The 18,444-nt window shown below is 70.5% G+C and carries 17 protein-coding genes and 1 rRNA gene; 4 read left to right on the top strand and 14 right to left on the bottom strand.

From position 1 onward, the window contains the following. Positions 1-3: 3 nt before the first annotated feature. Positions 4-186 carry a hypothetical protein gene (locus ACFWV3_RS40815; RefSeq protein ID WP_382419311.1) on the bottom strand — a complete coding sequence of 61 codons (183 nt, stop codon included), beginning with the start codon at positions 184-186 and terminating at the stop codon, positions 4-6. A gap of 102 nt (positions 187-288) precedes the next feature. Between ACFWV3_RS40815 and ACFWV3_RS40810 the strand changes: the two genes are divergently transcribed. Both ACFWV3_RS40810 and ACFWV3_RS40805 read left to right on the top strand, forming a co-directional pair. Beyond that, a complete protein-coding gene (locus ACFWV3_RS40810; RefSeq protein WP_382419310.1) occupies positions 289-1,029 on the top strand; it encodes an SIS domain-containing protein in 741 nt (246 codons plus the stop codon). A gap of 79 nt (positions 1,030-1,108) precedes the next feature. Then, positions 1,109-2,680: a penicillin-binding transpeptidase domain-containing protein gene (locus ACFWV3_RS40805; RefSeq protein WP_382419309.1), complete on the top strand. Its 1,572-nt coding sequence runs from the start codon at positions 1,109-1,111 to the stop codon at positions 2,678-2,680. Here ACFWV3_RS40805 and ACFWV3_RS40800 read toward each other — a convergent pair. The 5 genes from ACFWV3_RS40800 to ACFWV3_RS40780 all read right to left on the bottom strand — a co-directional run bounded on the left by ACFWV3_RS40800 (position 2,670) and on the right by ACFWV3_RS40780 (position 8,116). After that, the gene (locus tag ACFWV3_RS40800; RefSeq protein WP_382419308.1) at positions 2,670-3,020 is read right to left on the bottom strand and encodes a LuxR C-terminal-related transcriptional regulator; all 351 of its coding nucleotides are present in this window, start codon (positions 3,018-3,020) and stop codon (positions 2,670-2,672) included. The genes ACFWV3_RS40805 and ACFWV3_RS40800 overlap by 11 nt on opposite strands. Positions 3,021-3,251: 231 nt before the next feature. After that, entirely contained in the window at positions 3,252-5,141 is a 1,890-nt protein-coding gene (locus tag ACFWV3_RS40795) for an ABC transporter ATP-binding protein (RefSeq protein WP_382419362.1), read from the bottom strand. Between the two features lie 90 nt (positions 5,142-5,231). Next, complete coding sequence (locus tag ACFWV3_RS40790) at positions 5,232-6,044, bottom strand: enoyl-CoA hydratase/isomerase family protein (RefSeq protein ID WP_382419307.1); 813 nt, start codon at positions 6,042-6,044, stop codon at positions 5,232-5,234. A 59-nt stretch (positions 6,045-6,103) separates the two neighbouring features. After that, positions 6,104-6,313, bottom strand: a complete 210-nt coding sequence (locus ACFWV3_RS40785; RefSeq protein WP_030473247.1) for a helix-turn-helix domain-containing protein — start codon at positions 6,311-6,313, stop codon at positions 6,104-6,106. 174 nt (positions 6,314-6,487) lie between these two features. After that, entirely contained in the window at positions 6,488-8,116 is a 1,629-nt protein-coding gene (locus tag ACFWV3_RS40780) for an ABC-F family ATP-binding cassette domain-containing protein (protein ID WP_382419306.1), read from the bottom strand. A gap of 148 nt (positions 8,117-8,264) precedes the next feature. Here ACFWV3_RS40780 and ACFWV3_RS40775 point away from each other — a divergent pair, with 148 nt between their 5' ends. Further along, positions 8,265-9,029 (top strand): SDR family oxidoreductase, encoded by a 765-nt coding sequence (locus ACFWV3_RS40775; RefSeq protein WP_382419305.1) that lies wholly within the window; start codon positions 8,265-8,267, stop codon positions 9,027-9,029. Position 9,030: 1 nt separating this feature from the next. Here ACFWV3_RS40775 and ACFWV3_RS40770 read toward each other — a convergent pair whose 3' ends face one another. From ACFWV3_RS40770 to ACFWV3_RS40750, 5 genes are read right to left on the bottom strand one after another with little or no spacing between them, the layout of a single operon-like run. Beyond that, positions 9,031-9,498: a GNAT family N-acetyltransferase gene (locus ACFWV3_RS40770; protein ID WP_382419304.1), complete on the bottom strand. Its 468-nt coding sequence runs from the start codon at positions 9,496-9,498 to the stop codon at positions 9,031-9,033. An 18-nt stretch (positions 9,499-9,516) separates the two neighbouring features. Beyond that, positions 9,517-9,993 (bottom strand): hypothetical protein, encoded by a 477-nt coding sequence (locus ACFWV3_RS40765; RefSeq protein ID WP_382419303.1) that lies wholly within the window; start codon positions 9,991-9,993, stop codon positions 9,517-9,519. Further along, a complete protein-coding gene (locus tag ACFWV3_RS40760; protein WP_382419361.1) occupies positions 9,993-10,496 on the bottom strand; it encodes a SigE family RNA polymerase sigma factor in 504 nt (167 codons plus the stop codon). Before ACFWV3_RS40760 ends, ACFWV3_RS40765 begins: the two co-directional genes overlap by 1 nt. A 10-nt stretch (positions 10,497-10,506) precedes the next feature. Continuing rightward, a complete protein-coding gene (locus tag ACFWV3_RS40755; RefSeq protein ID WP_382419302.1) occupies positions 10,507-10,947 on the bottom strand; it encodes a hypothetical protein in 441 nt (146 codons plus the stop codon). After that, positions 10,940-11,620: an acVLRF1 family peptidyl-tRNA hydrolase gene (locus tag ACFWV3_RS40750; RefSeq protein ID WP_382419301.1), complete on the bottom strand. Its 681-nt coding sequence runs from the start codon at positions 11,618-11,620 to the stop codon at positions 10,940-10,942. Before ACFWV3_RS40750 ends, ACFWV3_RS40755 begins: the two co-directional genes overlap by 8 nt. A gap of 442 nt (positions 11,621-12,062) precedes the next feature. Here ACFWV3_RS40750 and ACFWV3_RS40745 point away from each other — a divergent pair, with 442 nt between their 5' ends. Continuing rightward, positions 12,063-12,869, top strand: coding sequence for a hypothetical protein (locus tag ACFWV3_RS40745; RefSeq protein WP_382419300.1), 807 nt, complete (start codon positions 12,063-12,065; stop codon positions 12,867-12,869). Positions 12,870-13,754: 885 nt separating this feature from the next. Here the strand turns inward: ACFWV3_RS40745 and ACFWV3_RS40740 are convergent. The 3 genes from ACFWV3_RS40740 to rrf form a co-directional block, all read right to left on the bottom strand. Next, positions 13,755-16,547, bottom strand: a complete 2,793-nt coding sequence (locus ACFWV3_RS40740; RefSeq protein ID WP_382419299.1) for a S8 family serine peptidase — start codon at positions 16,545-16,547, stop codon at positions 13,755-13,757. 144 nt (positions 16,548-16,691) lie between these two features. Then, on the bottom strand, positions 16,692-18,233 hold the full coding sequence (locus ACFWV3_RS40735; RefSeq protein WP_382419298.1) for a deoxyguanosinetriphosphate triphosphohydrolase family protein: 1,542 nt from the start codon (positions 18,231-18,233) through the stop codon (positions 16,692-16,694). Between the two features lie 118 nt (positions 18,234-18,351). Continuing rightward, positions 18,352-18,444 (bottom strand): 5S ribosomal RNA (gene rrf, locus ACFWV3_RS40730); the annotation flags it as partial.

Here is an 18,444-nt window from a genome sequence, read left to right as displayed (position 1 = left end):
GAGTCAGGGTCGTGCGTGCACCGCCGCACGTGCGCACCCACCGGCGACGACGAGCAGCGCCAGCGCCGCCCACACCGGCCACAGCTCGGAGTAGGTCACCGCCAGCGCTATGTTCGTGGCGCTCGCGGCCGTGAACACCGCCGTCAGCACCACCCAGAAGAAGAAGTGCCGTCTGCTCAAAACCACCGCCTGTCCGCCGCGCGCAGTTGTCCCTGTATCGCGCGTATCGAGGTTTGTGGTGCTCGGGTTACTGGTGGGGCCTTCGACGATCGGGTACTACTGACCCGCATGACGACCGACACCGTGACCGGGTCCGACTACGGCACCCTCGTGCGCACGCACCTGACGCGCGTGGAACAGCACAACGCCGCCGCGCTCGACGACGTGGCCGAGCTCGTTCTCGCCGCGGTCCAAGCAGACGGCATGATCCTCACCGCCGGCGCGGGACACTCGCTGGCAGCGGTCGCCGAGACGTTCTACCGCGCGGGTGGCCTCGCCTGCGTCCGCCCGATCTACCACCCCGAGCTGCTCCCGATGCACGGCGCGATCAGCAGCACCTCCGCCGAACGCCGTTCCGGGCTCGCGAACGAGGTCCTCGGTGAAGCGGGCCTGGCCCCGCACGACGTGCTGTTCGTCTTCTCGACCTCGGGCGTCAACTACTACCCCGTCGAGCTCGCCCAGGAGGCCGCCAGTGCCGGGTGCCCGGTGGTGGCCGTGACGTCCGTGGCCTCGAGCTCGCAGGCCCCGCGCCGCGCCGGCGTGACGCTGGCGGAGGTGGCGACGGTCGTGCTGGACAACCTCGTCCCGCCCGGCGACTCGACCTACCCCGCGGAGGCGCCGGTCACCGCGGCGATCTCCACGATCGCGACGGCGTTCCTGTGGAACCTGCTGATGGTCCGGCTCGTCGACAAGGCCGCGGAGACCGGTGTGCCGCTGCCGCTGTGGCGCAGCGCGAACGTCGAGGGCGGCGACGCGGCCAACGCCGACCTGCTCCGGCACTACCAGACCCGCATCCCGCAGCTCGGATAGGGAGAAATCCTCAGGGCACCTCCCGCACGGCGCGTTAGCCTCCCACCGGGGAGAACACTTATCCGGGGGGATTTGACCAGTGGAGCCCAAGACACGCAGATGGATCCTGATCGGCGGCGCGCTCGCCACGGCCACCACGCTCGGCGTGGCGGGCGCGCTGCTGTTCGGTGGCGGACCGGCCGGTTCGAGCGAGGAGCCGGCTGCTCCGAAGAAGCTCGCCGAGACGCCCGCCCAGGTGGCGCAGTCGTTCGTGACCAGGGCTTTCAGCACCGACAGCGCGTCGGCGGCGGCCGCGCTGACCGACGCGCCGCCCGCCGCCACCCAGGCCCTGGCCGCCACCAGGACGGGCATGGGCACGTCGGCCTACCAGGCCCGCCTGACCGAGGCCGCGCCGCCGGGACCTGACGCGACCACCGCGGAGCTCACCGCGGCCGTCTCGTGGACCATGCCGAACTCGGCTCTGCTGAAGTACGACGTGAAGATCCCGATGGTCCGCGCCGACGGCACGTGGAAGGTCCACTGGAGCCCGGCGGTCATCCACCCGCAGCTACCCGAGGGCGGCTCGCTCGTCTACCGCAAGGCGGTGGCCGACGGGGCCTTGCTGGGCCGCGACGGCAACCCGTTGGCGCAGGGCACGATCCCGGACGGCCTGTACCGGACGATCACCGGCCAGGTCGGCGACCTCAAGGGCACGGACGGCTGGGAGGTCGGCCTCTCCGCGGGCGCCGCCTTCACCGCGCTCGACGGCAGGAAGCCGGAGGCCGGCGAGAAGATCACCGTCACCCTCGACCCCGTCCGGCAGGCGGCGGCGCAGGCCGCGGTCGACGCACTGCCGCAGGGCGCGGCGATCGTCGCGGTCGACGCCTCCACCACCGAGATCCTCGCCGTGGCGCAGAACAAGGCGTTGAGCGGCACCAACCCGTTCGTCGGCCGCTACGCCCCCGGCTCGACGATGAAGATCGTCACCGGCGCCGCCGCGCTCAACGCGGGCCTGGTGCAGGCGAACACGTCCGTGGCGTGCCCGGCCACCGCCACGATCGGCACCCGGCGCATCAGCAACGCGGGCTTCGGCCACGACAGCATCCCGTTCCACACGGCGTTCGCGCTGTCGTGCAACACGACGTTCGGCGAGCTGGGCTCGAAGCTCGCGCCGAACGCCCTGCCGGACATGGCGAAGCGCTTCGGGCTCGGCGCCGACTGGACCATCGCGGGCGCCGACACGAACACCGGCAAGGTCCCGCCCGCGTCCGGCGACCAGCAGGTGGAGAACAGCTTCGGCCAGGGCAACGTCGTCGCGAGCCCGTTCGGCATGGCGCTGGTGGCCGCCACCGTCGCGTCCGGGCGGCAGCCGACGCCGATCTTGTTGCGCGGCAAGGCTTCTGTGCCGAACGACGTGGCGGCGGGCCCGCCCGCGGCGGTGCTGGCGCCGGTGCGGGCGATGATGCGCGAGGTGGTCACCTCCGGTACCGCGAAGCAGCTCGCCGGCATCCCGGGCCTGGCCGGCAAGACCGGCACCGCGGAGGCGGGCGGAGGCACCGAGCACGGCTGGTTCGTCGGCTACCAGGGCACCGTGGCGTTCGCGGTCTTCGTGGAGAACGCCGGGTCGTCGCAGAGCGCTCTCAACGCCACCGCCGCGTTCCTCAAGGGGTGACCCGCGGGACGAGCAGCCCGCGGTGGAACGCCTCGGTGACGGCGGCGGCGCGGTCGCCCACCTCCAGCTTGCCGTAGATGTTGAGCAGGTGGGACTTCACCGTCGCCTCGGTGATGAAGAGCCCGGCCGCCACCTCGCGGTTGGTCGCCCCGCCCGCGACGAGCCGCAATACCTCCAGCTCCCGCTGGCCGGCCGACTGGCCGTGCCCGCCGACTGGCCGCGCTGGTGCGGGGACGCGCCCAGGCTCACCTACACCAAGCCGGCACCCTTGGGCCGCCTCGCCGCCAGGACGGCCGCGCTCCTCGGGCCCGGCCACGCCACACGACGCCGAGCCCCGCATCACTCCACAGCAAGCCGCGCGCCACACCGGGCCGAGCCACGCACCCGCCCCTGGGCCGCCACTCCGCCGGACTGGCCAAGCCCCCGAGCCCACCACGCCGCCCGGCACCTCGACCCGCGCCAGGCCAGCCCCGCACCCATGGCTCGGGTTGGCCGCGCGGCTCGGCCTGCACCACCACGCCGAGCCGGCGCGCGCCCACCCCTCGACAGCGCGCCGCCCGGCCCCGCGGCGTCAGTTCGTCTGCGCCACCTCCGCGCGGTCGCTGAACTTCGGCGTCGGGAACACGCCCACCACCGGCGGCTCGGCGAACTGGGTGTTGTACAGGTCGGCGTAGCGGCCCTCGGCCGACATCAGGTCGGTGTGCGTGCCGCGTTCGACGATCTCGCCGTGCTCCAGGACCAGGATCTGGTCGGCGTTGCGGATGGTCGACAGCCGGTGCGCGATCACCAGGGCGGTCCGGCCGTGCAGGGCCTCGGTCAGCGCCTCCTGGACGGCGGCCTCGGACTCCGAGTCCAGGTGGGCGGTGGCCTCGTCCAGGATCACGACGCGGGGCTTGGCCAGCAGCAGGCGGGCGATGGTGAGGCGTTGGCGTTCGCCACCGGAGAGGCGGTAGCCGCGTTCGCCGACGACCGTGTCCAGCTGGTCGGGCAGTGAGGTCACCAGGTCGAGCAGGCGGGCTCGGCGCAGCGAGTCCCACAGGTCGTCGTCGGAGGCGCCGGGCGAGGCGTACTCCAGGTTGGCGCGGATCGTGTCGTGGAACAGGTGGCCGTCCTGCGTCACCACGCCCACCGTGGAGCGCAGCGACTCGAACGACAGGTCGCGGACGTCCACTCCGGACAGTCGCACGGAACCCGCGTCGACGTCGTAGAGCCGCGGCACGAGCGAGGCCAGCGTCGACTTGCCCGCGCCGGACGAGCCGACCACCGCCACCAGCTGACCGGCCGCCGCCTCGAAGCTGATGCCGTGCAACACCTCTTCGCCGCCGCGAGTGTCCAAAGTGGCCACCGACTCCAGCGACGCGAGCGACACCTTGTCCGCCGACGGGTAGCCGAACCGGACGTCGTCGAACGCCACCGACACGGCACCGGAGGGCACCGAACGGGGGTCGGAGCGCTCCTTGATCATCGGGTCGAGGTCGAGCACCTCGAAGACGCGCTCGAACGACACCAGCGCCGTCATCAGGTCGACGCGGGCGTTCGCGAGCGCGGTCAGCGGGGCGTACAGGCGGGTCAGCAGCAGCGCCAGCGACACCACGGCACCGGCCGCCAGGTGACCGGTCAGCGCGAGGTAGCCGCCCAGGCCGTAGACCAGGGCCTGCGCGAGCGCCGACACCAGCGTCAGGCCCGTCATGAACCACCGGGTGGCCATCGCGGTCCGGATGCCGATGTCGCGGACCTTCGCGGCCTTCTCGCCGAACTCCTCGTCCTCGCGGTCCGGCCGGCCGAACAGCTTCACCAGCGTCGCGCCCGGCGCCGAGAACCGCTCCGTCGACTGCGTGACCATCGACGCGTTCAGCGACGACGCCTCGCGCTGCATGTCCGCCATCCGGCGGCCCATCCGCTTGGCGGGCAGCACGAACACCGGCAGCAGCACCAGCGCCAGCGCGGTGACCTGCCACGACAGCGTGAACATCACGCCCAGCGACAGCACCAGCTGGATGATGTTCGTGACGAACCCGGACAGCGTCGAGGTGAACGCGCGCTGGGCGCCGATCACGTCGTTGTTCAGCCGCGAGACGAGCGCGCCGGTGCGGGTGCGCGTGAAGAACGCGACCGGCATCTTCTGCACGTGCCCGAACACCGCGCGGCGCAGGTCGTAGATCAGCCCCTCACCGATGCGCGTGGACTGCCACCGCTCGACGACCCCCAGCCCGGCGTCGACCACGGCGACCAGCGCGATGACCACCGCCAGCCACACCACGACCGACGGCGCGGAGCCGCCGACGATCGCGTCGACCACCCGGCCGGCGAGCAGTGGAGTGGTGACCGCCAGGACCGACGAGACCACTGTGAGCAGGAGGAACACCAGGAGCTTCGTCCGGTGCGGCCGCGCGAAGGAGAGCACGCGCCGGAAGGTCCCCCGGCGCACCTTCGTCGGTGCGTCGGAGGTGGCCCCCATCATGAATCGCCAAGAGCTGTAGCCGTCCACGTCGTCTAGAACAGCACAGCGGTCGGACAATTCCTTCGCGGATGACTAGGAACGCGGAAAAGTTCAGCTTTGAGCGGACAGGGCCGCGAACGACCGGATGCGGCGCAGCTGCGCGGCACGCTCCAGCGCCAGCTGGTCCGCGTACGCCACGCCCGAGGCCGCCGACGCGATCAACGCCAGCGTCTCCGACACCGCACCCGCCGCGGGCTTCAGGACGGCGGCCACCAGGGCGTCCACCGCCGCGTCCAGCCCGTCCGCGGGCACGACGGAGTTCGCGAGACCGATCCGCAGCGACTCCTCCGCCGACACGCGGCGGGAGGTCACGCACAGCTCGGCGGCGCGCGAGTACCCGACGAGACGCACGAGGGGCAGCGTCCCGCCGAGGTCCGGCACCAGGCCCAGCCCGGTCTCGGCCATGCAGAACTGCGCGTCCTCGGCGAGCACGCGGAAGTCGCACGCCAACGCCAGCTGGAAGCCCGCGCCGATGGCATGCCCCTGCACCGCGGCGATCGTCACGCGCGCCGGGTCGCTCAACCAGGTGAACCCGGCCTGGTACGAGGCGATCTTCGCGTCCGCCTCCTCCGCGGGCACCGCGAGCAGCGCGCCGAGGCCACCGGGTTCGCCGTCGACCGGCTCACCGGTGAACATCCGCCGGTCCAGCCCCGCCGAGAAGGCGCGGCCAGAGCCCCGGACGACCACGACACGGACGTCCGGGTCCAGCTGTTCGCCGATGTGCCGCAACGCCTGCCAGGTGGCGGGCGTCTGCGCGTTGAGCACGTCGGGACGATCGAGCGTGATGGTCGCGAGCGGCCCGGCGATCGCGAGCCGAACGCCACCGCGCTCGAGCACGCCAGCGTCGATGGTGGGCACTGGCATGAGTCCTACCTCCGGCGAACTAGAAGCTAGTTACCGGAGAGTAGCAGTCTGGGTTCGGGCTACTTCTTCTTCGTCCGGGTGGCGCCACCGCGACCGCGCAGCGTGACCCCGGATTCCGACAGAACCCGGTGCACGAAGCCGTAGGAACGCCCGGTGCTCTCCGCCAAAGCCCGGATGCTCGCGCCCTTTTCGTACTTCTTCTTCAGGTCAGCGGCCAGCTTGTCCCGCGTGGCGCCGGTGATCCGGGCACCCTTCTTCAGGTCAGCCACCTTGTCCCGCCTTCCGTACGAGCAGGTGGGCCGTTTGACGGCCCCTGTCGTCGCAATGATCGAACAGGATCCGGCAGAACGCCAGGTGATCAAGCAAAGAGATCGCCGAACGGTCGATTCGATCACACTGAGTTGATCACAGAACGCGCTCGGTAGTCCTTTGACGGGTGGAGATCACGCGAGTTGGACTAGGTCGAGGTAGTCCTCTGACCAGTGGTCCTCCGTGCCGTCGGGCAGCAGGATCACCCGCTCGGGCTCCAGCGCCTCGACCGCGCCGGGGTCGTGCGTCACGAGCACGACGGCACCCTCGTAGCGGCGCAGCGCGTCGAGCACCTGCTCGCGCGAGGCGGGGTCGAGGTTGTTGGTCGGCTCGTCGAGCAGCAGCACGTTCGCCGCCGACGACACCAGACCGGCCAGCGCCAGCCGCGTCTTCTCGCCACCGGACAGCGTGCCCGCCGGCTGGTCCAGCTGCTCGCCGCTGAACAGGAACGTGCCGAGCAACGACCGCAGCCGCTGCTCCTGCTCGTCCGGCGCCATGTGCCGGATGTTCTCCCACACCGACGCGCTGTGGTCGAGCGTCTCGTGCTCCTGCGCGAAGTAGCCGATCTTCAGGCCGTGGCCGGGCACGACCTTGCCCGCGTCCATCGTCTCGCTGCCGCCCAGCAACCGCAGCAACGTCGTCTTGCCGGCGCCGTTGAAGCCCAGCACGACGACGCGCGAACCCTTGTCGATCGCGAGGTCCACGCCCGTGAAGATCTCCAGCGAGCCGTAGGACTTGCTCAGACCCTCTGCCATCAAAGGGGTTTTGCCGCAGGGCGCCGGCGCCGGGAAGCTGATCCTCGCGACCTTGTCGCTCTGGCGCACCTCGTCGAGACCGTCGAGCAGCTTCTGGGCGCGCTTCGCCATGTTCTGCGCCGCAACGGCCTTCGTGGCCTTCGCGCCCATCTTCGCGGCCTGCACCATCAACGCGCCGGCCTTCTTCTCGGCGTTGGCGCGCTCACGGCGACGGCGCTTCTCGTCCGTCGCACGGGCTTCGAGGTACTTCTTCCAGCCGAGGTTGTAGATGTCGACCTCGCCGCGGATCGCGTCGAGGAACCACACCTTGTTCACGACGTCGTCGAGCAGCTCCACGTCGTGCGAGATCACCACGAGCCCGCCGTCGTGGGACTTGAGGAAGCCGCGCAGCCACGTGATCGAGTCGGCGTCGAGGTGGTTGGTCGGCTCGTCGATCAGCAGGATCGTGCTCGACTTGGCGCCGACGCCGGCCTCGGAGGCGGCGAACAGGATGCGCGCCAGCTCGACGCGGCGGCGCTGACCACCCGAGAGCGTGCTCAGCGGCTGGGCGAGCACGCGGTCCGGCAGGCCGAGGTTGGAGCAGATGCGCGCGGCCTCGGACTCGGCGGCGTACCCGCCCAGCGAGGAGAAGCGCTCCTCGAGCTTGCCGTACTTGGTGACGGCCTTGTCGAGCTCGTCGGGGTCGACCAGCTCCGACATCTTCGACTGGGCCTTCTCCATGTCGCGGAGCAGCTGGTCGAGGCCGCGGGCGGACAGCACGCGGTCCTTGGCGATGACGGACAGGTCGCCCTCGCGCGGGTCCTGCGGCAGGTAGCCGAGCGCGCCCTTGCGCATGATGGCGCCGGCGTACGGCTCGCCCTCACCGGCGAGAACGCGCAGCGAGGTGGTCTTGCCGGCGCCGTTGCGGCCCACGAGGCCGATGCGGTCGCCGGGCTGGACGCGCAGGTTGGCGCCGCTCACGAGAATGCGTGAGCCCGCGCGCAACTCCATGTCGGTTGCGGTGATCAAGAGAAACTCCGAGCAGTTGCGAGAAGCCGGGCATGACGAGGGATGGCACGTCCGGGTCGGCCTACTCCAGGAGGATCACGGGAACGATTCTACGGGATCGCGCGCATCGAATTTCCCACCTGTGTCCGGACGCATAGATTCACCGGACATGAGCGAAGACTTCTCGGGCAAGGCGGCCCTGGTCACCGGCGCGTCCCGCGGCATCGGGTACGGCATCGCACGCGAGCTCCTCACCAGGGGCGCGTCCGTCACGATCACAGGCCGCAAGGCGGACCAGCTGGCGGAGGCGGCGAAGCAGCTGGAGGCCGACACCGGCGGCCGCGTGCTGGCGCTGCAGGGCAACGCGGGCGACGACGCGTCGCGCGAGGAGGTCGTGGGGCGCACGGTCGAGGAGTTCGGCCGTGTCGACGTGCTCGTCAACAACACCGGCATCAACCCGCAGTTCGGGTTCCTGATGGAGGCCGATCTCAACGCCGTCCGGAAGATCTTCGACGTGAACGTGGTGGCGGCACTCGGGTTCACGCAGCTCGCGTGGAAGGCGTGGATGGGCGAGCACGGCGGCGCGGTCGTGAACGTGGCGTCGGTCGGCGGCATCCGGTCGACGGGCGTGATCGGCGCGTACGGCGCGTCCAAGGCGGCGCTGATCCGGCTGACCGAGGAACTGGCGTGGCAGCTGGGGCCGAAGGTGCGCGTGAACGCCGTCGCTCCGGCCGTGGTGAAGACCAAGTTCGCCGAGGCGTTGTGGAGCGGCCGCGAGGAGTCGGGCACGCAGGCCTACCCGATGAAGCGCTTCGGCACGCCGGAGGACGTCGCCTCGCTGGTGGCCTTCCTCTGCTCGGACGCGGCCTCGTGGATCACGGGCGAGACCGTGCGGGTGGACGGCGGGCTGCTGGCGACGGGCACGGCGGGCTGAGTCACCTCAGGTCCAGCCTGAGCACCGTCTCGCCGTCCTCGTCGACCTCTCCGGTCGGCACGAACCCGTACCGGCGGTAGAACGGCTCCGGCGTTCCCTCCCCCGGCACGCAGCTCGTGACCAGCTCGGTCGCGCCCTCCGCCCGCAGCAGCGCCACGACCTCGTCCAGGATCGCGGTGCCGTAGCCCCGGCCCTGGTGCCCGGCACCGATCAGCAGGCGCCACAGGAAGTAAGGGCCGAGGAGGCCGGGCGCCGGGGTGACGTCCCAGCTGAGCATGACGAACCCCACGGGCTCGTCGCCTGCGAACACAGCACGGAACCACGGGTTGGCCTCGGGGTGCTCGGCCGCGTGCTCGAAGGACTTCTCGACGGACGCGACGAACCGGTCCTGCGCGGGGTGCACGCGGACGGCGATCACGGCGTCGCAGTTGGCGTCGGTGACCTCGACGAGGCGGATCCGGGCTGTCATGACCGGAGATTCTGCCGCTCAGTGCGTCGTCTGGGGCGTGGTCGAGGTCGGCGGCCCCGGCCTCGACGACATCGTGGTGTTCGGCACCGTGGTCGGCAGGCTCGACGTGGCGGGAGGGGTCCCGGTCCCGACCGGCGGCGCCTCCGGCCGGGTCGTGGCGGGAGGCGCCTGCGGCGGCGTGTTCTCCGGCGAGGTCGACGTCGGCGCGGACGGGCTCGTCACCGGCGGCGTGGTGGTGGTCGACGGAACCTGCGAGGTCGTCGTGGACGGCCCGGGGTCGAGCTGGTCGGGAGGGGCCGCGGGCGGCAGCACCGCCAGCGCCACGCCCACGACGGCCACCGTCGCGAGTCCCGTGCCCACCACCGCGACGGTGCGGCGCCGGGTCCGCACGGCGCGGCCGCGCTGGATCAGGTCGGCTGCCGTGACGGCACGCGGCGGCGCGTCTTCCCCGTGCATTGCGGAGAAAGTCGCCCGCAGGTCGTCTTCGCGAACCATCACACCTCCAGCCTCAAGTGGTCGAACTCCGGCCCCAGCCTGCGCCGCAGCGTCTCCAGGCCCTTGCTCGTCTGCGACTTCACCGTGCCCGTCGAGCAGCTCAGCGCGGACGCCGTCTCCTCGACGCTGAGATCGTGCCAAAAGCGCAGCACGAGGACGGCGCGCTGCCGTGCGGGCACGGCGGTGAGCGCCTGCCACACGACGAGCCTGTCCTCCGCCCCTGCGACGGAGGACAGGCCCTCGGGAGGCGCGTCGGTGAGCTTCTCCCTGCGCCAGCGCACCTTGCGGCGCTCCGCGAGGAACGTCCGCACGACGATCTGGCGCAGGTACGGTTCGAGCCCCGACCGGTCGGCGAGCTTCGGACCGGCCAGGTAGAGCTTCAAGAACGCCGACTGCATGACGTCCTCCGCCTCGTGCCAGCTACCGCTCATCAGGAACGCGGTGAAGCGCATCGAGTCGGCGTACCGGTCGAAGCAGGCGGTGAACTCGGCCTCCCAGTTCAGCGGTGGCTCCTCACCGGGCCGGGGTCGTGGCGACCGGCGGCGTCGTGGCGGGCGGGGTGGTGGCGGGCGGGGTCCACGTCGTCGGGCCGGGCCGCGTGGTCGAGATCGGCGGGCTCGTCTGGATCGACGTCGGCGCCTGCGGCCTGGTTGAGACCGGCGGGGTCGTGGCCGGCGGGGTCGTTGGCGCCTGCGGACGCGTCGTGCTCGGCGGCTGCTCCGGCGTGGTCGGCAACGGCGTCGGCCGCACCGACGTGGGCGGCTGCTCCGGCGTCGTCGAGATCGGCGACTGCGGCGCCGTGGACGTCGGCGGGGTCACGGGCGTGCTGCCACTGCTCAGCGCCAGCGCGGGCACCGCGATGCCGACGGCACCCAGTGCCACGGCTCCCGCCACGATCACCATTCGTTTGCGCACTTGCAGCTCCAGCAGGTCGGTGGTGCCCGGATCAGGCACCCTCACCCGTATCCATGCGGTCGGCCGCCGACCCGGTTGCCCGTGTGTCCTGGATCACGATCTCGACGGCGCGGGCCCGTTCCGCGGCCTCGTCGAGCACGGTGCGCCGGGGCTCGGGGACGTCCAGGACGCGCTCCTCGGCCATCCGGAAGACGTCCGCGAGCCTGCGGTCGTTGCGCAGGACGTCCAACGCCTGCCGGTCGCCGCCGAGCACGACCCCGTCCAGCTCGGCGAGCCTGGGGACTAGGACGCGCGCCACGTCGTCCGCGGCGGCCTGGAGCGCGACGCGTGCCTGCCCCTCGCGCCGCCGGGCGAACCGCTGCTGCGACCAGCCACCCGCCCGTATCCGTCCGTGCACCTGCTTGCGGTCCGTAGCCGAGACCTCGACCTTGCCGCCGAACGCCACCCCGACGCTGTGCCCGCCGAGCCGCACGAGCACGAGCCCGATCCGGCGGGGCTCGACCAGCTTGTCCAATACCTCTTCTATAGAGGTACCTCCACGCGTGGCGAAGGAGGCCGTCGCGCCGTCCGCCGCGGTGATGACGACCCGGCGCTCCGAGACCCGGACGTCGACGGCTCCGTGCCGCTGGGCGAACCGCTCGACCCATCCCGGGACCCGCTCGGGCGCGACTTCGGCCGCCCGCCCGCCGGGAACAGGTCGCACGCGACTCATCGACCCGCCTCCCGCCGGCCACGACGCCACCCGTCGAGGTCAGCCACCCCGAGGTTCGTCCATCGTGCACACACTAGAACCGTCCCGACACGCCGCGTGAACGCACGCGGAAGTTACCGATGGGTTCGAATCGCTTGACAGATGAGTCTCGAAAGCGTGAACTCATCAACCGTATGGATTAACCATTGACTCCATCCGGCTCCGACCAGCGATGTTCACGGACGGGTAGGGTCACTGGGGCGTGATCTTATGACAGCGGGGAGTCACCATGACGACTGCTGCCGGTCGACCAACACTGACCGTTGACGACACAGACTCAACGGGCCACGGCAGCCTTACGCAGCTCTTGACGACGGGACCCTTCCCGGAAGCGTTGAGGGCGGCGATCAAGGCGAGCCGACTCAGCCTCGACCGCATTCAGCACAGGTTGGCACTGCGCGGCGTGACCATCAGCGTCGCGACGCTCAGCTACTGGCAGTCAGGACGGCGAAGGCCTGAACGCCCGGAGTCACTGGAGGCGCTGCGGCACCTCGAGTCGGTTCTCGGCGTACCCCAGTCAGGCCTGTCGGCGCTGCTCGGTCCACCTCGCCCACGAGGCCGCCGCTGCCGCCCGACGACGATGATGCCGATCGACGCCCTCTGGGCGCGCCGCGAGCGGGTCGCGAACCTGCTCTCGAAGGTCGACACGTCCTCCGACCTCAAACTGGGCCGGATCAGTCAGCACGACCGCATCGAGATCTCTGCCGACGGCGGGCAGAAGTCCGTGTGGGTGCGCCAGATCCTGCGCGCGGAACAGGACGGCCCCGACCGCTGGGCGCTCGTGTTCGAGACCGAGGAGTCCGACGTGCTCCCCGAGATCGTGAACGTGCGCAACTGCCACCTGGGCCGCATCGCCCGAGACCACGAAGCCAACATCATGGTCGCGGAGATGATGTTCGAACGCCCGCTGACCCGCGGCGAGACCCTGATCATGGAGTACCAGCTCGTCTTCCCGGAGGAACACGCCCCGAAGGGCAACAACACCTTCGCGCGCAAGTTCCGCCTCCCGGTCCGCGAGTACGTGATCGAGGTCCGCTTCGACGAGGCCAACCTCCCCTCACGAGTCCAGCAGTACAGCGTCCCGGCAGGCGACGAAACCCCGTCGCGCCGCCGCAACCTGACCCTGGACTCGGGCGGCGGCGTGCACGCGGTGGCCCTGGGCTTCGGCCCCGGCGTCTTCGGCATCCGCTGGGAGTGGCCGAACCGCTAGCTCGTCCTCCAGCACAGCGTGAGGGGCGCTTCCCACCAGGGGAGGCGCCCCTCACGCTTTTCCGCTCTCTACGGGGCACGGCTGCAGTATGAGCAGCGAGGCGGCGGGTACGACTCCCATACGAGCAGCGAGGCGGCCAGGGTGCGGCCTCGCGAGAGGCAAGCCGGCGGGATGGGCGCCACGCAGACAAGGCGCGGCAAGTCACAACAGGCGAGACGCGGCCTGGTGCGGCAAGGGCAGCGCGGTGGCGGGTAGGCGGCGTGGTGCCGGAGTAGGCGGGAAGGCAGGCTGGCGCAGGCGTCCCCTCGCACTGAGGCTCCCCCGCGACCCAACGTACTCGGGCGGTCTGACACTCCTGCCGCACGAAAACCGCCGAGGCACGGCCGGTCCGCCTGTCCGACCTCGGCACGGCAAGCACCCGCAATGGCGATGCGAAGCGAGCCGACAAGACCCCCGCACCGCCAACGGCGAAGCCGAGGCCCCAAGCGATGCCGAAGGCGAGCAGTAACAACCCCCGCACTCCCACAACCGCGATGCCGAAGGCGAGCCGTGCAGACCTTGCACAGATGGGTAGCGGTGCACCCACTCGTGGTTAGGCGATTGGGGCTTGACTTTGGGTGCGAGGTGCTACCCATTTTCGGGATCGGCCGGGTGCGAAGCATCCGGCCTTTTCCGGCCGACAGAGCGCCTCGCAAGGGCCCCGAAGTCAAGCCCCAATCGCAATCGTCGCGGAGCGGCGATGTACCCAGTCTTTCGTCCGAGGTGCACGCCCACGCTGGAACAGGCACGGACCACACAGGCAGAAACCACGCTGGAACCCGCAGTCCAAAAGGAAAAGGCCCCCGGCACGCAGCCGAGGGCCCTCCCACCAAACCTAGAACCAGATCACACCCAGCCGGCAACGCTCAGCGTCACAGCCCGAATGGACCCGCGGTCAGACCCGACAACATCCGCCACCTTGAACACCCAGGTGCCGTCAGCACCATCGGTGGTCAACGACGACAACGGAGCGCTACCCAGCCAAGACCCGGTGAACGGCGCATCAGAACTGGTGACCGAGGAGAACGACCGAGTGGCCGAGTCGTCGAACACAGCCTGACAGATGTTGTTACCCGTGGACCCCACCCGCGAGAACAGCGTCACGCTCTTCCCGGAAGGCGAAGTCAACGTACCGACGAGGTCACCGACGAACGTGTGGTCGATACCCACAGTCGTGGCCCCATCGGCAGTGGAACAGGTCGCCCCGTCCACCGAGAACTTCAAGTTGGACGCCGCACCGACACCGGACACGGCCAGCGACACCGAAGCACCAGTCGGGTCGTTGTCCGGAATCGCGACCGGAGCACCGCTGTAGGCGAACGTCTTGTAGTCGCGCGACGGCTCGCCCACGCGGAGCGTGAAGGAGTTCGTCGTGGGCGACGTCGAGCCCGCGTAGCTCACGCGTGCGTCGAGGCGGACGTTCGAGCCGAGGCCCGCCGAGGCCGGGACCGACACCTTGAAGGTGTTGGACACCGTCTGGCCGACGTCGATGTTTCCGTAGTACTTCGAGCGCGGCGCGATGGTCACGCCGGCGGCCGGCGTGGTCAGCACGACCGAGGTCGAGGCTGCCGAGCCGTCACCGTTGTTGGCCACCGGGACGGTGACCGTGGCGGTGGTGCCGGGCTTGAGGAAAGCGCTTCCGTCGGCGTCGTTGACGACCGTCGGCTTCTGCGCGCGGGCCAGTGCCTGCGGCGAGGCGCCGGTGTAGGCCAGTGCGCGGTCCGCCATCACGATGCCGGCGCCGGTGCGGTTGTCCACACCGGACTCGACGACGTCGATCGCCGTGGCGACAAGGGCTTCCTTGACCTCGGCGGGCGACAGGGTCGGGTTGCCGGACAGGATCAGGCCGGCGATGGCGGCGGCGTTCGGGGCCGAGGCGGACGTGCCGAAGAACGGCGCGAAGCCCGGCACCGACGTGGTCACGCCGTCGGCGGCGGTGATGTCCGGCTTCTGGCGAAGCTCGGGGCGGGACGAGCCGTCCGGAGCGAAGAACGTGCGGCGCGGTCCGTCGGAGCTGAAGCGCTCCGGCTTCTGCGTGCTGGTGAAGGCGTTCGGGTACGGGCCCTTCGGGTTGGCGGGGTCGCCGGGCTCGAGGTCGAACGGCAGGGCGCCAGCGGCCGGGGCGGCCGCGACCGAGATCGCGCCGTTGGCGGCGGAGTGACCACGGGTCGTGCCCGGCGTCACGTACTTCTTGAGGCCGTCGTTGGTGTCGGCGAACCGGCCGCCGAACAGCGACAACGCGAAGTACTTGTCCTCACCGCGGTACTTCACGACCGCGAGGCGCGTGCCCGTCGACGAGCTGGGGGTGTTGATCCGCTCGTACGGGTCCTGCGCGCCGTCCTGGTTGTTCTGGCTGAAGGTGACAACGTTGCCCTGGGAGTTCACCAGGTACAGGTCGTAGTCGTTGAACGACTGGCCCAGCGGGTCCGCCCAGTGCAGCACGACGGGGGTGTCGCCGGAGAAGTTCGACAACGGGTCGTAGAGCTGCTTGGCGTTCGGGTCCGGGTTGAAGTCGTGGGCCGTGCCCGCGAACTTGCCGACGCCGACGCCCGAGTCGACGAACTGGCCCTCGTAGTGGCCGGAGGTGCCGTCGGCGACGTTGCCCTGGTTGCCGGCGCTCGAGAAGTACAGCGCACCGTCGGCGGCGACCGCGTCCACGGCCCGCGCGATGATGCCGTCCTGGAACGGCGACTCGTTGAAGTAGATGACGTCGTCGACGATGACGTCGCAGCCGAGCTGGAAGCGCAGCTTCTTGATGTTGTCGGCGAAGCTCGCGTCACCGTTGAACGCGGTCGCGAAGCCGAGCTCGGCGTTGGGCGCGATGTCGTGCAGGATCTCGAGCATCGCGGTGCCCTCGTCACCGGAACCGGCCTGGCCGGCCAGCACGTCGACGGCGGGCAGCTCGCCAGCGGCCTGCGACACGGTCAGCGAGCTGACACCGTCGGACAGGGCGCAGAGCTTCGTGCCGACACCGGTCACGTGGAACGAGCCACGCGCGGCCTCGGCGGCGTGGGCCTTGTCGCTCTCGCTGACGACGGCGGCCTGGACGGACACCTGCTTCTCGGCGAGCCTGCGCTCGATCTCCTTGGCCTTGTCCTCTTTGGACGGCGCGGCCTTGCGGGACTTGGTGTCCCGCTTGTTCTTCAGGTCCTGCGTCATCGCGTCGCTGCCCTGCTCGACGCGCGCGACGTCGCCGCGGCCGGCGATGTCGGCGAGCTTCGCGAGAGGCACCTCGGCGCGCACGGTCCGGTTCTCGGAGGACACGGCCCTGATCTGCCCGCCCGCCGCGCGGACAGCGTTGACCAGGTCCTCCGAGTACTGCTTGGCGCGGATGTCGACGAGGGTGGTGGACTGCGGCGTCACGGCCACACCGGTCGTCACCTGGGGAAGAGCACTCGTGGTCCCGGCCTGGACGCGCTTGCGCGCCTCCACGACGAGCGTGCTGTCCACCTTGGACTCAGCAGGGGTGAGGGACTTCTTGATGCTCTGCAGCGCCGCGATCTGCGCCGCCGTGCGGTCGTTGATGGTCTTCGACGCCTTGACCGGGTCCGCGGACGCGGGCGTGACGGCGGTGAGTGCGGCCAGAAGAACTGCGGTACCTGCGGTGACTAGCGTCGTGCCTCTTCGAGATCGGCGCACAGGGCTTCTCCCCCGAACGTTGGCGTGCCCCCGAGCACGCGGCCTGCGACCGGAGATTCCCGGTCGGCGTCAACGTATGGTGCGCGTGTGATCACAGTCAGCATCCGATTGGGCTAGTTCCCACTGAGCAGACACAATCACACTTCACAGAACAAATGCGTCGGTCCACAACTGACCGGTTCGCCCGGAAAGGGCTTCCAGCAGAGCGGCCGCCTGGTTGTCGGTGAGCGACGCGACGAAGTCCACGACGGCCCGTCCGCGCGCCAATCCCCTGATGGCGTCAGGACCGACGGGCATCTCGCCGGTCGCTCCGACCAATGTGGACGGCTCCGTCCGGGCGAGACCCGCGTACTCCGTTTCGGCCAGCTCGACGAGGTCGTGAAGCCTGCGGGGCAAGCGATCCGCCTCCGTCCGGTCGGTCACCCACTGCTCCAGCGCGTCGACGAGCGAGCTGAGGAGACGGGCCTGTCCACGTTGGTGCAGCGCAAGGTCCGGACGCAGCAACACGAAGCGCCGGTGGACGAACTTCAGCACCTGCACCTCGTGCCACTGCGCCACCGCCAGCACCACGTGCCCCGACCGCGGCGTCGGTTCCTCGATCACGCCGACCGCGTCGACGAGCCGGCGCGTCCACCGCGCGCTGAACCCGGCGACCGCCTGCTCCGCCTCGACCGACCCGTCGAAGGGCACGGCCAGCAACCCGTCCACGAGCTCCTTGCTCACCTTGCGGACGGCGAGCGCGAACACCTCGTCGTTCATCACCCAGGAGTCCTTGAGGTGCATGCGCCGCCGCAGCGTCTCCAGCGACCGGCCGGGCATGCGGATCTCCGCGCTCAGGTCGGCGTCGCGCAGGCCCGCGAGGTCGAGCGCCTGCGCCTGCCACGTGCCGAGCTCGGCGGCGACCGTGGCGTGCTGCAGGACGCCGACGCGGTGGAAGTCCTCCAGGTCGTGGATCGCGTAGGCGATGTCGTCCGCGGTGTCCATGACGCTCGCCTCGACGGTCTGCTGCCACGACTCGATGCGGCCGTCGAACGGTTCCCGCGCCTGGCGCAGGTCGTTCATCTCGGTGACGTAGGCGGAGAACTTCGAGCTGCCGGTGCCCGGCATGTCGTCCGGTTCGGACGCACCGCGCGGCGCGACGGGCAGACCGAGGTCCTGGTGCCGGGTCCACGGGTACTTGAGCATCGCGGCCCGCACCGCGACGGTCAGGTCGAGCCCGAGTGCCTTGGGGCCGCGCACGTCCGTGGTCGTGATGATGCGGAACGACTGCGCGTTGCCCTCGAACCCGTCCGGCAGGCCGAACCGGTGCCGCGCCAGCCGGTCGAGCACCTGCTCGCCGAGATGTCCGAACGGCGGGTGCCCCAGGTCGTGCGCGAGGGCGGCGGCCTCCACGACGTCCGGGTCGCAGCCGCCGAGCTTCTCCAGCACCGCGGTGAGCTCCGGCCGGGTGGTGAGCCGTTCCGCGATCGCTCGGGCGGCCTGGGCGACCTTGAGGCTGTGGGTGAGCCGGTTGTGCACGAGCAGGCCGGACCCGGTGGAGCTGACGACCTGGGTCACGCCGCCGAGACGCGCGAAGAACGGGGAGCTCGCGACCCTGTCGCGGTCGACGCGGAACGGGTTCGTCGCGAGGTCGGCGGTACGTCCGACGCCGGCGGACCGGCGGGCGGTGCGCTGCTCGTTGTGCATGGCCTAGAAGGTATACCGCGCAGGCCCAGAACTCCTTGAGGCGTAAGCACGTGAAGACCAAAATGCCCCCGCGGGGAGCGCTCTCGGCGCTCGACCCACGGGGGTATCTCGGGAAGAAGTTCGGCGGCGACCTACTCTCCCACACCGTAACCAGTGCAGTACCATCGGCGCAGAAGGGCTTAACTACCGGGTTCGGAATGGGACCGGGTGT

The sequence above is a fragment of the Lentzea sp. NPDC059081 genome, assembly GCF_042738015.1.
Classification (GTDB): domain Bacteria; phylum Actinomycetota; class Actinomycetes; order Mycobacteriales; family Pseudonocardiaceae; genus Lentzea.
Note: the sequence above shows the minus strand (reverse complement) of the source record. Positions and strands in the feature narration are given on the sequence as shown.

Excerpts from the sequence above, each read along its gene's own strand:
- ACFWV3_RS40765 (WP_382419303.1), bottom strand. The coding sequence starts at position 9,993 with ATGGTTCGCGAAGACGACCTGCGGGCGACTTTCTCCGCAATGCACGGG.
- ACFWV3_RS40735 (WP_382419298.1), bottom strand. The coding sequence starts at position 18,233 with ATGCACAACGAGCAGCGCACCGCCCGCCGGTCCGCCGGCGTCGGACGT.
- ACFWV3_RS40795 (WP_382419362.1), bottom strand. The coding sequence starts at position 5,141 with ATGATGGGGGCCACCTCCGACGCACCGACGAAGGTGCGCCGGGGGACC.
- ACFWV3_RS40770 (WP_382419304.1), bottom strand. The coding sequence starts at position 9,498 with ATGACAGCCCGGATCCGCCTCGTCGAGGTCACCGACGCCAACTGCGAC.
- ACFWV3_RS40750 (WP_382419301.1), bottom strand. The coding sequence starts at position 11,620 with ATGAGTCGCGTGCGACCTGTTCCCGGCGGGCGGGCGGCCGAAGTCGCG.
- ACFWV3_RS40790 (WP_382419307.1), bottom strand. The coding sequence starts at position 6,044 with ATGCCAGTGCCCACCATCGACGCTGGCGTGCTCGAGCGCGGTGGCGTT.
- ACFWV3_RS40800 (WP_382419308.1), bottom strand. The coding sequence starts at position 3,020 with ATGCGGGGCTCGGCGTCGTGTGGCGTGGCCGGGCCCGAGGAGCGCGGC.
- ACFWV3_RS40775 (WP_382419305.1), top strand. The coding sequence starts at position 8,265 with ATGAGCGAAGACTTCTCGGGCAAGGCGGCCCTGGTCACCGGCGCGTCC.
- ACFWV3_RS40810 (WP_382419310.1), top strand. The coding sequence starts at position 289 with ATGACGACCGACACCGTGACCGGGTCCGACTACGGCACCCTCGTGCGC.